The organism is Oceanobacillus sp. FSL K6-2867 (genome assembly GCF_037963145.1).
Lineage (GTDB): Bacteria > Bacillota > Bacilli > Bacillales > Amphibacillaceae > Oceanobacillus.
Genome location: NZ_CP150144.1, coordinates 4172767 through 4187294 on the forward strand (window position 1 = coordinate 4172767; position 14528 = coordinate 4187294).

General features: G+C 36.9%; 16 protein-coding genes. 11 read left to right on the plus strand and 5 right to left on the minus strand.

The features are described 5' to 3' along the window. Positions 1-13 precede the first annotated feature (13 nt). The 6 genes from NSQ77_RS20235 to NSQ77_RS20260 all read left to right on the plus strand — a co-directional run bounded on the left by NSQ77_RS20235 (position 14) and on the right by NSQ77_RS20260 (position 5486). Complete coding sequence (locus NSQ77_RS20235; protein ID WP_339227888.1) at positions 14-877, plus strand: 5'-3' exonuclease H3TH domain-containing protein; 864 nt, start codon at positions 14-16, stop codon at positions 875-877. A 370-nt stretch (positions 878-1247) separates the two neighbouring features. Continuing rightward, complete coding sequence (locus tag NSQ77_RS20240) at positions 1248-1667, plus strand: PH domain-containing protein (RefSeq protein WP_339227889.1); 420 nt, start codon at positions 1248-1250, stop codon at positions 1665-1667. A gap of 19 nt (positions 1668-1686) precedes the next feature. After that, positions 1687-2610, plus strand: coding sequence for a cysteine synthase A (gene cysK / locus NSQ77_RS20245; protein WP_339227890.1), 924 nt, complete (start codon positions 1687-1689; stop codon positions 2608-2610). A 175-nt stretch (positions 2611-2785) separates the two neighbouring features. After that, positions 2786-3424, plus strand: a complete 639-nt coding sequence (locus tag NSQ77_RS20250; RefSeq protein ID WP_339227892.1) for a helix-turn-helix domain-containing protein — start codon at positions 2786-2788, stop codon at positions 3422-3424. A 52-nt stretch (positions 3425-3476) separates the two neighbouring features. After that, positions 3477-4595 carry a putative lipid II flippase FtsW gene (gene ftsW, locus NSQ77_RS20255; protein WP_339227894.1) on the plus strand — a complete coding sequence of 373 codons (1119 nt, stop codon included), beginning with the start codon at positions 3477-3479 and terminating at the stop codon, positions 4593-4595. Between the two features lie 180 nt (positions 4596-4775). Then, a complete protein-coding gene (locus tag NSQ77_RS20260; RefSeq protein ID WP_339227895.1) occupies positions 4776-5486 on the plus strand; it encodes a hypothetical protein in 711 nt (236 codons plus the stop codon). A 122-nt stretch (positions 5487-5608) separates the two neighbouring features. Here the strand turns inward: NSQ77_RS20260 and prli42 are convergent, their stop codons facing one another. Continuing rightward, positions 5609-5746 carry a stressosome-associated protein Prli42 gene (prli42, locus tag NSQ77_RS20265; protein ID WP_339227896.1) on the minus strand — a complete coding sequence of 46 codons (138 nt, stop codon included), beginning with the start codon at positions 5744-5746 and terminating at the stop codon, positions 5609-5611. Positions 5747-5915: 169 nt separating this feature from the next. Between prli42 and NSQ77_RS20270 the strand changes: the two genes are divergently transcribed. Continuing rightward, entirely contained in the window at positions 5916-7043 is a 1128-nt protein-coding gene (locus NSQ77_RS20270) for a M20/M25/M40 family metallo-hydrolase (protein WP_339227897.1), read from the plus strand. A 92-nt stretch (positions 7044-7135) separates the two neighbouring features. After that, positions 7136-8389 carry a DNA polymerase IV gene (locus NSQ77_RS20275; RefSeq protein ID WP_339227898.1) on the plus strand — a complete coding sequence of 418 codons (1254 nt, stop codon included), beginning with the start codon at positions 7136-7138 and terminating at the stop codon, positions 8387-8389. Positions 8390-8426: 37 nt separating this feature from the next. Here the strand turns inward: NSQ77_RS20275 and NSQ77_RS20280 are convergent, their stop codons facing one another. From NSQ77_RS20280 to NSQ77_RS20290, 3 genes are read right to left on the minus strand one after another with little or no spacing between them, the layout of a single operon-like run. Beyond that, positions 8427-9797, minus strand: coding sequence for an aldehyde dehydrogenase (locus NSQ77_RS20280; RefSeq protein ID WP_339227899.1), 1371 nt, complete (start codon positions 9795-9797; stop codon positions 8427-8429). A 13-nt stretch (positions 9798-9810) separates the two neighbouring features. Next, the gene (gene rnz, locus NSQ77_RS20285; RefSeq protein ID WP_339227900.1) at positions 9811-10737 is read right to left on the minus strand and encodes a ribonuclease Z; all 927 of its coding nucleotides are present in this window, start codon (positions 10735-10737) and stop codon (positions 9811-9813) included. A gap of 31 nt (positions 10738-10768) precedes the next feature. Next, on the minus strand, positions 10769-11494 hold the full coding sequence (locus NSQ77_RS20290) for a glycerophosphodiester phosphodiesterase (protein WP_339227902.1): 726 nt from the start codon (positions 11492-11494) through the stop codon (positions 10769-10771). A gap of 193 nt (positions 11495-11687) precedes the next feature. Here NSQ77_RS20290 and NSQ77_RS20295 point away from each other — a divergent pair, with 193 nt between their 5' ends. Together NSQ77_RS20295 and NSQ77_RS20300 are read left to right on the plus strand one after the other, a co-directional pair. Continuing rightward, positions 11688-12485: an SDR family oxidoreductase gene (locus NSQ77_RS20295; RefSeq protein ID WP_339227903.1), complete on the plus strand. Its 798-nt coding sequence runs from the start codon at positions 11688-11690 to the stop codon at positions 12483-12485. A gap of 36 nt (positions 12486-12521) precedes the next feature. Further along, positions 12522-12845 (plus strand): iron-sulfur cluster biosynthesis family protein, encoded by a 324-nt coding sequence (locus NSQ77_RS20300; protein ID WP_339227904.1) that lies wholly within the window; start codon positions 12522-12524, stop codon positions 12843-12845. A gap of 77 nt (positions 12846-12922) precedes the next feature. Here the strand turns inward: NSQ77_RS20300 and NSQ77_RS20305 are convergent, their stop codons facing one another. Further along, positions 12923-13843 carry an aldo/keto reductase gene (locus NSQ77_RS20305; protein ID WP_339227905.1) on the minus strand — a complete coding sequence of 307 codons (921 nt, stop codon included), beginning with the start codon at positions 13841-13843 and terminating at the stop codon, positions 12923-12925. Between the two features lie 139 nt (positions 13844-13982). On the opposite strand from NSQ77_RS20305, the gene NSQ77_RS20310 reads away from it, so the two are divergent. Next, positions 13983-14528: an NUDIX hydrolase gene (locus tag NSQ77_RS20310; RefSeq protein WP_339227906.1), complete on the plus strand. Its 546-nt coding sequence runs from the start codon at positions 13983-13985 to the stop codon at positions 14526-14528.

A 14528-nucleotide genomic window follows, 5' to 3' on the forward strand; every position in this document is an offset into this window, starting at 1 on the left:
GAAGTGTAAAATTATGAATAAAAACAACGTATTATTGGTTGATGGGATGGCTCTTTTGTTCCGTGGCTTTTTCGCGACATCTTTTAGAGGAAATTTCATGCGGACAAGTAAAGGAATTCCCACAAACGGTATTTATCAATTTATGCGGTATTTTTTAGATGCTGTCGATACATTTAAACCATCACATGTAATATGCTGCTGGGATATGGGAAGCAAGACTTTTCGTACAGAGCTTTATGAAGGCTATAAAGCAAACCGCGATGCACCACCAGAAGAACTCATTCCGCAATTCGACTTAGTAAAAGAAGTTGTGGAAGCATTTGATATGCCAAACATTGGGTTAACAAACTTTGAAGCAGATGATTGTATTGGAACACTTGCCCGCATTTATAGCAAAACAGACGAAGTAATAATTCTTACTGGTGACCAGGATATACTGCAGCTTGTTGATGAAGGCGTTCGTGTTGCAATTATGAAAAAAGGGCAAGGAAACTATGAGGTGTTCGATTATCATAATTTTTATGATAAAAAAGGAATTTCTCCGGAGCAAATTATTGATTTAAAAGGCCTGATGGGTGACACTGCTGATAATTATCCAGGTGTTAAAGGCATTGGTGAAAAAACAGCATTAAAGCTCTTGCAGGAATATGAAACAATTGATAATTTGCTGGATAATATAGATGAGCTCCCAAAAGGGGTTCAAACAAAGATTAATAACAACTTGGACATGCTTCACTTATCAAGATCATTAGCTCGGATTAAATGCGATGTTCCAATTAGCTGCCCATTGGATACGGCGTTATGGAAATATGATAAAGATAGAGTATCAATGAAATTTGAGGAACTGGAATTTAAAAATTTAGCAAATTTAATATAAAGCTTTATTTCGAATCAATCCTCTGTATGCAAATATGCAGAGGATTTTTTCTGTCCACCCACATTTCTCTTGTACGGGTATAGGGTATATAATAAATAATAATGGGGTATTTATTCCTTTGGGAAAGATGAGTTGAACTATGATATGAAAAGCTTTATAGGGATTCATACCAATATCGTTCTTTATTAAGAAAGGTAACCGTTGTCGCTTTTGTTTCTTATAAAGAACTACTTTTGATGAAGAGAGATCATGAAAGATTTATTAGATTTTTATCAGATTTAATTAATGGTAATGGCTGAAAAAAATGTCTATAATTAAAATTACAAAACAATTAATTATTTAAGTATTACTTAGTGCAGGAGGAAATGGAATGTATTTCCCATCCAAAAGGGATAAATGGTTAACAATTGTGATCTGGGGAATTGCCTTGCTCGGGTTTATGACACCATTAATAAAGGCACAGCTGATGTCTGCTTTTATCATGCTGCTTTTAGGGTTATTTCTTTTATGGTTTTGGTTTAAGACCGGTTATAAAATAGAGGACGAAAAAATTAAAATTCACTATGGTCCAATTCGCCAAACGATAAAGATAAATGAGATTAAAGTTATTATTAAATCGAAGGCACCTTTAACAGCACCTGCTTTATCGATGGATCGTATTCAAATTAGATGTGGAAAGTATGATATATTTTCGATTTCTCCAGAAAACCAAGATCGTTTTTTAGAAATTCTTACTTATATGAATCCAGATATTTCACTTGATACAAGATTGCTTAAAAATAATTCATAATGGAAAGTAGAGGTTGATTATGCAAGTAGTCAATGATGTCACAGAATTAATTGGTAATACGCCACTAGTAAAACTCAATAAGCTGGTTCCGGAGGGAGCTGCAGATATTTATATTAAGCTTGAAATGTTTAATCCAAGCAAAAGTGTGAAAGATCGCGCGGCAGCTAATATGATTAAGGTTGCCGAGGAAAAGGGGCTTATTAAGCCCGGAGACACGATTATTGAGCCGACGAGCGGAAATACCGGGATCGGCCTTGCGATGACTGCAGCTGCTAAAGGGTATAAAGCTATACTCGTTATGCCTGATAACAGCACAATGGAAAGAAGGAATATTTTAAAAGCTTATGGTGCAGAGGTTGTTTTAACTCCAAGTGAAGAGAAGATGCCAGGATCCATTAAAAAAGCATTAGAAATTCAAGCGGAGATCCCTGGAAGCTTTATACCGCAGCAATTTGAAAACACTGCCAATTCCGATATTCATCGAACCACGACTGCACTGGAAATTATGGAACAAACAGGAGGGAACCTGGATGCATTTGTCTGTACAGCTGGAACTGGCGGGACAGTGACGGGAACAGGTGAAACATTAAAGAATAAAATTCCTGGGATTCATATTGCAGTTGTGGAACCAAAAGGGTCACCAGTGCTCTCAGGTGGAAATCCGGGCAAGCATAAATTAGTCGGAACCAGTCCTGGGTTTATACCAGAAATATTGAATACAAGTGTCTATGACGAAATCATTCAAATCCGTGATGAAGAAGCGATTGGTTTGTTACGAAGGTTGTCTCAGGAAGAGGGAATTTTTATTGGACCTTCTGGTGCTGCTGCAGTTTATGCTGCAATAGAAGTGGCCAAAAAATTAGGTGAAGGAAAACGTGTAGTTTGTATTGCGCCTGATACAGGCGAACGTTATTTAAGTATGAATCTTTTTGATGAAGCTTAATTTTCATTGCTAATAATATTACTTTGTTAAAGGCCCTTGACAATTCAAGGGTCTATTATTATGCTTTAAATTCCGTTGACCTTCATGTTGACTTTTTGTCAACATGAAGGTATAGTACAACATAATGTGTGTCCTCAAATACAGGTTATTATTTATTAACAGAGAGGATGAGAGAATGGACGAAATAAGTGCAGATAATAAATTAGGTATGCGAATAAAGGAATTGCTGCAAGAAAAATCAATCTCAATGCGTCATTTAAGTAAGCTGACGGAAATTGACACAGCGACAATATCACGAATTATTAACGGGAAAAGAAAAGCAAACTTAAATCATTTAGAAAGCTTTGCCAAAAACCTTGAGGTTCCGGTAGTCGATTTAATTGAAGCTGCAGGTTATGGTGCGGAAACAACCGAAGAAAAAAATCGTACTGGTGTTCAGATTGAACTGAATTATACAAAAAAATTACTAGCTGCGTATCAGATAGAAGTAGAAAAACTGACGATGGAAAATATTGAGCGGGAATTAAAAGTGCATCAAGAATATAGTCACACTGATGAAGGACGAAAAATGATTATTACTGGCTTTAAAGAAAAACTAAAAAAAGCTGGCTCTGCAAATTCGTTTGTTCAACAATTGGAAGACATGTATCATCGGTTTCGTGTTCAAAAGGGTACAAAAACAGAGATTACACTTTTGGGTGGAGCTTTGATTTATTTTATTTTAACGCTGGATATGATCCCGGATTATATGTTTGCTGTCGGCTTACTCGATGATGTACTTATTGTTAAATATACGATGCTCTTATTGAAGTAAAAGACAAGGGCGAGTACATTCAACTGAATATTTGAAAGATATGGTGTTAATCATGACGAGTTTTATTTGGAATAAGTTCAAAAAAATGGACTATTCATTGTTAATAAGCATATTAATATTGGCTGGATTTGGTGTAATCATGGTGTATAGTGCTAGTTACCCAATATCTTATATCCATTATGGGGATGCCAATTATTTTTTTACAAGACAGATTCAATGGCTGCTGATTGGGCTGTTCTTTTTTGCTGTGGCAGCAGCTATACCTTGTCAGCTCTATGGTAAGTTAAGCCCGGTTTTCATATTCATTTCTATTTTATTATTAATCATTATTTTAATACCTGGAATTGGTGTAGAACGCAATAATTCACAAAGGTGGATCCAGCTTGGAGGTTTTGTTTTTCAGCCTACAGAGCCAATCAAATTATTTATGATTATTTACTTTGCTTACTTTTATTCAAAGAAGCAAGCCTATATTAATGAGTTTAAAAAAGGTGTCTTGCCTCCGCTTTTAATTTTGGGGGTTATGTTTTTATTAATATTAAAACAACCTGATTTAGGTTCAGCTGCATTAATTTTATTTGTATGCGGAATAATTGTTGTCTGCTCTGGTGTAAGAAGAATACATTTGTTTATATTAAGCAGTATTGGACTAATTGGGATTATTTATTTTGCTTTTACATCGGCTTACCGTTTTGAACGCATTACTTCCTTTTTAAATCCATTCGAAAATCATTTAGGTTCAGGCTACCAATTGGTGAATTCTTATATTGCTATTGGTACTGGAGGTATATGGGGAGCTGGGCTTGGCAATAGTGTCCAGAAGCTAGGTTACCTGCCTGAAGCGCATACCGATTTCATTATGTCCATTATATTGGAGGAGATTGGGATAATAGGTCTCTTTATTGTAATTGGTTCCTATCTGTTTATCATGATTCGGGGAATACGAATTGCTAAAAACTGTACTGATATGTTCCCAAAGCTTTTGGCAATCGGTATTACGTTTCAAATTATGATTCAAGCCGTATTTAATTTAGGGGCGGTTTCTGGTATGCTCCCCATTACCGGCATCACCTTGCCGCTCATTAGCTATGGTGGGTCATCTTTGCTGTTTACAATGATTTCTGTCGGGATACTGGTTAACATATCTACATTGACTAATAATACCGGTTAATATCGTAACGTCATTTTGCTTTATCGCTCTGGTTTTACCTTCCAGCGATAAAGCTTTTTTGTTATAACAGTCTAAAGAACTGTCCGGTTTTATAAAAACATACTCATTTTTCAAATCCTGCTGGGCATGCTATCAAATGGCAGAAATCTATTTTACTTTTTGAGAGGATGTTTATAGAATATGATGAAAAGATTCTTGTTCACAGCAGCATTTACAGCAGCATTGGTTTGGCAAATCCCAACCATTTCCGCTACGTGCCATGACAACATGATTTGGAATTCAGAAAGCGAAGCACAGGAAGTTAATAATACTTTCTTCAGAAGCAGAGCGATGTTGAAGATGCATGCTAAGGAATTAGGTATTGATATAAAAGGTAAGGACGAACAAACACTAGCCAGTGAGGTATATGAGTCAATGCTTGTTCGAGCGGCTAAGGAATTAAATATCGAATTAGAGGGAAAATCCAAGGATGAATTAACGGAGGAAATTCATCATGAAAGAGTTATAAAAAAAGCAGTGGAGCTTGATATTGAAACAGATGGGAAAACTCCGGATGCAATAGCGCAGGAAGTGTATGAAATTATTATGAAACAAAAAGCTATTGAGCTAGGTGTTTCAGTGCAAGGAAAAGATTTTGAAGCAATAGAAACGGAAGTTAAAAATGCTGCACTGACAAAACGGGCTGAAGAATTAGGTATTATGACAGAAGGAAAAGATGTGCAGCAAATTAAAAAGGAGATTTATGAGGCTCAGGTAATTCAATCGGCAGAACAATTGGACATTGAAATAGAAAATAAAGATGTGGAGCAGATTCTTGATGAAATAATCACGGATCATTATGAACAAGCAAAGGAACTTCAAATGTATCCCTTTAACCATGCAAGGTCATAAAAACAGGCCGGAAAAAGTCCGGCCTGTTATAGAGACTGGGAAGGCAGAAGAATTTCCTATTTGCATAAATAACTTGATAGGGAAGACTTATGAGAGAATTTTTTAAGAACTCTGGTTAATAATTAAATGATAAAAGCCAATCCAGCAGTGAATGTCGACACTAGCATTAAAATAATCATGATATAAATAATAATTTTATTTCTTCGTTCACGTTTTGATTTTTTTCTTGGGGCAGATTTGTAATTTGTATTTGCAGCCATTAGGGTACCTCCTTCTAAAAACACATTTCTACAGATATTTTAACGTGAAAACCTAATATGGACAAGTCATAAAAAGAAATGGGTGGCTCAAGTCGAAAGCAATGGAATCTCTTACTGTAAAAAATGATTAAATTATAGTAGCCTATATATTAGGACAGGAGGACTACAAATGACAAACGTAAATCAAGAAAGATTAGTAGAAGAATTTATCGAGCTTGTAAAAATTGATTCCGAGACGAAATTTGAAACGGAAATTGCTGAAGTATTAAAAGATAAATTTGCAAAACTTGGTGTAGAAGTATACGAAGATGAAAGCAAAGATAAAACCGGCCATGGTGCGGGGAATTTAATTTGCACATTGAAAGGAAATGCAGAAGGCGCTGATACCATCTATTTTACATCCCATATGGATACTGTTGTGCCTGGAAGAGGAATACAACCATCCATTAAGGATGGCTATATTACCTCTGATGGAACGACTATTTTAGGAGCGGATGATAAAGCAGGACTTGCAGCCATGCTGGAAGCCATCCGCGTTATAAAAGAAAATAACATTGAGCATGGAGATATCCAGTTTGTCATAACGGTTGGGGAGGAATCCGGATTAGTCGGAGCAAAAGAATTAGATAGCTCTCGTATTCATGCTAAATACGGTTATGCGCTTGATAGTGATGGCGATGTTGGTGATATCGTTGTAGCTGCACCAACACAAGCCAAAGTATTTGCTGTTATTAAAGGTAAAACAGCACATGCTGGTTTAGAACCTGAAAAAGGTATATCAGCAATAACACTAGCTGCAAAAGCTATATCCAAGATGCCGCTCGGACGAATTGATGAAGAAACAACAGCCAATATCGGTCGTTTTGAAGGTGGAAAACAAACGAATATCGTTGTTGACCATGTTGAAATCCTCGCAGAAGCAAGATCGCTTGTACCTGAAAAAATGGATGCGCAAGTAGCAAAAATGAAAGAAGCCTTTGAAAGTACAGCAGCAGAATATGGCGGTTCTGCAGATGTAACAATTAAAGTAATGTATCCTGGATTCAGTCAACAGGCTGGAGATCAAGTAGTAGAAGTAGCTCGAAAAGCTGCTGAATCAATTGGTCGTGAAAGCAAGCTGCTGAAAAGCGGTGGAGGCAGTGACGCGAATGTAATCGCAGGCTTTGGTATCCCGACAGTAAACTTGGCAGTAGGTTATGAAGGGATACATACCACAAATGAACGCATTGCTGTGGCTGATCTTGTCAAAGTAACTGAACTCGTTACCGCAATTATAAAAGAGGCACCTTATAGCTAAAACAGCCAACCTCCTGTGTGCCGTCAACACATAGGAGGTCTTTCTTTTTGTGATATAATAGAGTAAGAATGCTAACAAAGGATGGAAAAACAATGGCAATTTCTGAACAAAAAAAAGGAAGGGTCATTTTTCATATTGATATGAATTGCTTCTATGCATCAGTTGAAATGGCTTATAACCCAAATTTAAAAGGAAAGCCATTAGCAATTGCTGGAAACCCTGAGGAGCGTAAGGGGATTATTGTGACAAGCAGCTACGAAGCAAGGGCAAAAGGCGTAAAAACAACGATGACAATTTGGCAAGCTAGAAAGCTTTGTCCAGAGCTTATTATTATGAAGCCTAATTTTGATCGTTATCGGCTTGCTTCTAAGGAAATTTTTAAAATGCTTGCTGAAATTACTCCTTATGTTCAACCCGTTTCGATTGATGAGGGGTATATGGATGTGACAGAGACGGCAGCCCTTGGAACCCCAATCGAAATTGCACAAAATCTCCAGCAGCGAATACTAAATGAATTAGATATACCTTGCAGTATTGGAATCGGGCCAAATAAATTTCTGGCTAAAATGGCATCAGACATGAAAAAACCACTGGGAATAACAGTATTGAGAAAAAGAGAACTGTCCCAGACGATGTGGCCATTACCAGTTGGAGAGATGTATGGTATTGGAGAAAAAACAGCGCAAAAATTGAATACGATTCATGTTGAAACAATTGGTGACTTAGCCAAAAAGAATGTCTATGAGCTGAAGCAGTTGCTTGGGATTAATGGAGAACGATTGAAAAACAGAGCAAATGGTATTGATCTAAGACCTGTTGACCCTGATGCAATCTACGAATTTAAAAGTATCGGAAGCTCACAGACCTTGCCGTATGACACGACGGATTGGAGTGAGATAAACAGCTTAATGCTTCTGCTGGCAGATAATGTGGAGAGAAGAATGAAACGAAAAAATGCGGCTGGAAAAAGTGTGCAGATTACAATTCGCTATCATGACCGAAAAACCATTACAAGGAGCAGAAAACTGCAAACGTACATTGATCAGAAGGCTGATATTTTATTTATTGCAAATGAATTATTTGAACAGCATTGGAATCAGGAACCAATACGCTTGTTAGGAATTACAGTTCAGGATGTAGAAGAAAAACAACAGCTTGGCCAGCAGCTCGATTTATTTACTTATGAGAACGTAGCAAAAAAGGAAAAGCTATACAGTGTAATAGATGATTTGGCAGAAAAATATGGAAAAAACCCTTTTAAGCAATGGGAAACTAACGAAAAGAAAGATAATGCAGAGCCGAGAACAAGTTTTCAAAAAGACTTTCTTGATGACTATAAAAAATAAATCCCGTAGCCTATAATTTGGTACGGGATTTTGCATGCTATTTTATCATATTCTTCACTACCGTTTCCGCTAGCTTGCTTCCAGGATAACGGAAGGGTAAATCGAATTTTGTTGTTTGTTTTAGGATGCCCTTTTTATGGGAGAAGGTATCAAAGCTGTGTTTCCCATGATAAGACCCCATGCCGCTATTACCAACCCCTCCAAATGGAAGGTGAGGATTTGCTAAGTGATATAATGTATCATTTATGGATCCACCACCGAAGGAAACATACTCCATAACTTGCTGTTGCATCTTTTCATTATCACCAAAATAGTAAAGGGCAAGCGGTTTTTCCATTTTTTTAATTTTATAAAGTGTATCTTCGATATTTGTAAATGTGAGCACTGGCAAAATCGGTCCGAAAATTTCTGATTTCATAACGGAGTCTTCCCATGTGATTTTGTCCAATATCGTAGGTTCAATCATGAGTGACTCTCGATCTGAATTACCACCATGCAAGACAGTGCCCTCTGTCAGAAATGCTTCCAGGCGATTAAAATGCTTTTCATTGATAATTTTTGTGTAATCACTATTCCGAAGTGGGTCTTTCCCGTAAAACGCCTTCACATGCTTCTTCATTGCTTTAAGCAGCTTGAATTTAGCCGATTCATGAACATATACGTAATCAGGTGCAACGCAGGTTTGTCCCGCATTAGTAAATTTTCCCCATACAATGCGTTTTGCTGCTAGGTTTATATTTGCATCTTCATCAACGATTGCTGGACTTTTACCACCAAGCTCAAGCGTAACAGGTGTTAAATGCTCACTTGCTGCACGCATGACGATTTTACCTACCTCTGAACTACCAGTAAAGAAAATCGAATCAAAACGCTGTTTTAATAATTCTGTGCTTATCTCCTGGTCACCTTCAATAACCGTTAAATAAGAACTATCGAAAGCACTTTCAACCATATCGGCTAAAAGCATGGACGTTGCTTTTGCGTACTCTGATGGCTTTATAATCACGCAATTTCCGGCAGCGATTGCACCTATAACTGGGGCTAGTGCTAACTGCAGCGGATAATTCCAAGGAGATATGACTAACACTACCCCAAAAGGTTCTTTCATAATATAGCTTTTTGACCCTTTATGTGTAATAGGGGATGGGACTTTCTCGGCAGCCATCCAGTACCTAAGATTTTTAATAGCGACATCAATTTCAGAATAAAGAAATCCAAGTTCTGTTGTTAATGTTTCGTGTTTTGATTTGTTTAAGTCCTTTTTCAATGCCATATAGATTTTGTTCTCGTTCTTTTTTAGCATTTCTCTTAGCTTTTCTAATCTATCTTTACGAAATGTATAATCCACCGTATTCCCGTTTAGAAAAAAAGCTCGTTGATTATTTACAATTGTTTCGATGTAATCCATAAAAAACGCTCCTCTAGTTTTTGGTTGCTATATGAAACCGGAAAAAATCTTTGGCTAGATAAGTCTCAGGAAAAATTTCACGAGCCTCTGCAATGATTTTTTGATCATCTTCTGTTTGATAACGTGATGAGATATGGGTTAACAGCAACTGTTTTACACCACTTCGAGCAGCAAGTAATGCGGCTTCCGTATTCGTGGAGTGAAAATAGTTTCGTGCCAGCTCGGCTTTTTCGCTCGTAAAGGTTGCCTCGTGTATTAGTAAATCAGCTCCTTTAACGAACTCACTATAATCCTCTTGGCTTCTGGTATCGCCAAGTATACAAATTACCCGGCCTTTTTTGTTTGGACCTATAAAGTCTTTTTGATATAGTTTTTGGCCGTCTTCTAATTGTATCATTGTATTGCTTTTAATTTGACTATAAATTGGTCCCGGTTTAATCCCAATATCTAGTAGTTTATCAACTAGCAATTCTCCAGTTTTATCTTTTTCTGTAATTCGGAATCCATAACTTGGTATTCCATGATCAAGCAATTCCGCTTGGACAGTGAATGTATCATCTTCTACAATCATGCCTTCATTAATTTCCACAACTTTTAATGGGTAATTGAGATGTGTTCCACTTATATCCAAGCTTGTATGAATATATTCTGCAATTCCTTTTGGACCGTATACAGTTAATAATTCTTCTCCAGCCTGAAAGGAGCGACTGCTTAAAAGACCAGGAAGACCATAAATATGGTCTCCGTGCAGGTGGGTAATAAAAATTTTATCTATTTTTCTTGGTTTTATGCTGGTACGTAAAATTTGATGCTGTGTAGCTTCGCCGCAGTCAAACAGCCAAATGCTGTTCAGCTCCTGTAACAGCGATAACGCTATTGCTGATACATTGCGCTCTTTAGAGGGAACACCGGCGCCTGTACCAAGAAATATTAATTCCATAGTAAACCTCCATTTATCATTCCATTAGGTGCTATGTCAAATTTCGATATAGTATTGCTTTGTTAGGAACATCAGTAAATATACCATCACAGCCTATCCGAAAGCAGCGCATCATTGATGAGAATTGATTAACCGTATAGACACGAACTCTCATGTTCTCATGCTGGCATTGTTGAATCAATTTTTTATTTAACAACCGATATTTAATATGAACGGCTTTTGCACCTAATTCTTTTGCATAGCGTGGCAGATTATTGATTTTACGTGATGTGAGTAATGCAATTTCAATCGTTGAGCTTAATTGGCTAAAACGCTGTACGCTATCTGGATTGAACGTTGAGATGGTCGTTCGATCTGCAACTTTATACTGACTAAGCAACTCATACACAATTGGTTCTAAGTGCATATAATCTATTTTATTATTTTTCAGTTCAAGATGTAAGTGTAGAGGCGTATTAACCATCCATTGCAGAAATTCCTCCAGTGTTAATATCGTTGCTCCTCCAAAATTTTTTGAAAACCATGAGCCCGCATCAAGCTTTTTTAATTCTGCAAGATGATAATCTTTTATGTAACCATGACTGTTTGTTGTGCGTTTTACATGCTCATCATGAATTAGAACTGGGATGTTATCTTTAGTCAACTGTACGTCGGTTTCAATTGCTTCAGCTTTCATACGAAGCGCTAGCTCGAATGCTGGCATTGTATTTTCAGGAGCAACTTTACTAGCTCCGCGATGCGCGATGATCATTGTCATACATTTCACCTCTTTATAATTGTGTTAGATTTTACGTTAAAAGTCAATTTACACAAGCAAAGACTGCCTTACTAATATGCGTTAGGATTGAAGTATCTATTGAAGGGCGTTAGAATTAGGATTAATAAAAAGTTATGACTCTATTTAACTTACATGGTGTTGAATTTCATTTAATAGATTGGAACGATATAATATGATTGAAAAGGCACTTAACCCCAGAAAAATTATTATTACAGGAGCATCAAGCGGTATTGGTGAACAGTTATGCAGGAAGATAGCAGAAAATGGCGGTATTCCAATTATGCTAGCACGCTCTGAAGATAAACTAATGGCAATTCAGATGGACTTGAAATTGGAGTTGCAAGCAGAAAGTTATATATATAAAGTTGATTTACAGGATAAAGATGATATAGACATCACTATCCAAACCATTTTAGATGAGCATAAGCAAATACATGGCTTGATTAATAATGCAGGAATGGGTGTCTTTGATGCTGTGGAAGATATGAAATGGTTAGATTTACATGAAATGTTCCAGTTAAATGTTTTTTCGTTGATTCGAATCACCCAGTTATTAATTCCTCACTTCAATCAATATAGACAAGGACATATTATAAATATTGCTTCGCAAGCTGGAAAGATTTCCACGCCAAAATCCGGTGCCTATGGTGCATCCAAACACGCTGTTATTGGTTTAACCAATACATTGCGTCAAGAAATGGCTGGCAAGGGAATTTTCGTAACAGCTGTTAATCTCGGTCCTGTACGTACAAACTTTTTCAATTCGGCTGATCCGAGCGGAAGCTACAAGCAAAGTGTGGATCGGTATATGCTTGATCCTCAACGGGTAGCTCATACAATTATTCGATATTTATTTACGAAAAAAAGGGAAATTAATATGCCTTTCTGGATGGAAGCCGGGAGTGTTTTTTACCGATTATTTCCTGGCCTGATGGAGAAGCTCTTGCACAGGTCTTTTAATAAAAAGTAAATGGCATGATTATTATATGAAAAGGGATGTTTAAGGATGAAATTAACGATTACACCTGAGGCTGAACAGGAACTAAAGGATATTAAAACAAATGATAGCAGCCTTGTTTTATGGTATGACACAGATGGGTGTGGATGTGGTGTGAATGGGCTGCCTACGATTAAATTGGTTACCGAAAGGCAGGATTATTACGAAGAACTTACGGGGAATACAACACTCGCAACTTTCATTGATAGCAGACAAGCTGTTTTCTTTTCGAATGACATGAAACTGGATATTCGAAATGGTGTTTTCCGGCTTTCTAGTCCTGAAGGTATCCTAAATCCGTTTATTACTACTCAGCAAGTGATACAAAGATAGGTAGTATCATAAATTGTAATGGAGCGAAAGCAATCAGAAGAATGGCTTTCGCTCTTTTTTAAAGTTGCTTTAAGCTGTTATCGATGATTTGTGTACATATTAGCTTTTGTAATTTGCTTTAATTGGTCATATTCCTCATTTGTTAATTGCTGTGTGTTATTGTATGCTACGTTTTCCTTTAACTGTTCAATCGAGCTTGCTCCAAAGACTGCTGTTGCTATTGCAGGGTGCTTCAGCGCATAATTTAATGCGAGAGTATTTCGAGAAGATTTGTGCTGCTGTAATTGGGAGATACCTTGATGGACAGCGCATAATTCTGTGTAGGAATAATCAAGATATCCTTCGTCTCCTTTTCTTCTAATAACCCTTTCGGCGTCATTGCTTAGCATTCCTTTTGCTAATGGACCGCGTGCCAGTACGCTAATTCCGTTAGCGTGAAGAAGATCTAATGTCGTCTCCTCTGGCCTGCGATCGAGCAGGCTGTATTGTGTCATTACACCATCAATAGACGAATGCTCAATATATTCACGAATTACATTTGGACGTATGGAGGAGATTCCATAAGCACGTATGTAACCCGCTTGTTTTAATTCTTCGAAAGCATCAATTGTCTCATGAATCGGATCTTCAATTGTTCCGCCGTGCAGCATATAAAAATCAATATAATCTGTTTGCAGACGTTTTAAACTATTTTTAACAGCTTGTTCAATATATCCTTTGGACGGGTCCCAAAACCATGTTTTCTTCTCCTTATCAAAATGGTTTCCGACCTTTGTTGTGAGGACAATTTGCTCCCTTTTATTTTTAATAGCTTCACCAATAATTTCTTCATTTTTACCGAAATCATATAAATCCGCAGTGTCTAGATGATTAATTCCATGATCAATTGCGGCATCAATGATTTTCTTCGCTTTATTTATGTCCGTTCCAAGTGACATACAGCCTAATGTTAGCTCTGAAATCATAATATCGGATTTTCCCAATCTGTTTTTCTTCATTATCTCCACTCCGTTTCTATTTATGAGGTATTTAATTTTAATTGTAAGGAGAGAAAGGATAGAAAACAAACTTTTTATACCGGTTATTGAAACATCGTATGCTACAATAAGGAGAGAATGTTGATAAGGGTGATAAATGATGAAGAAATTTGAAGAAAAAACAATAAAAAGTGAAAAAATATTTAATGGCAAGATAATTAATTTGCAAGTGGATGATGTAACATTACCGAACGGTAAAACGGCTAAAAGAGAACTAGTCAGACATCCAGGTGCGGTAGCAGTTATTCCAATCACAAAGGATAATAAAATCATTTTTGTTGAACAATATCGAAAACCACTTGAGAAATCGCTAATTGAAATTCCTGCTGGCAAACTGGATTCAAATGAAAATCCGCTTGCTGCCGCAGTGCGTGAATTAGAGGAAGAGACTGGGTATACTACAAATGACCTTTCATTTGTAACTTCATTCTATACATCACCTGGATTTGCTGACGAGATAGTTCATATCTATGTTACAGATCAGTTAGTGAAAATGGATAATCCGCCAAATGGTGATGATGATGAGTTTGTTGAGGTACTTGAATTAACTCTGGATGAAGCGAAAGAGTATGTAATAGAAGAACGCATCCACGATGCAAAAACAAATTATGCGATACTTTATTTACACGCCTTAGGGAGGCTATAG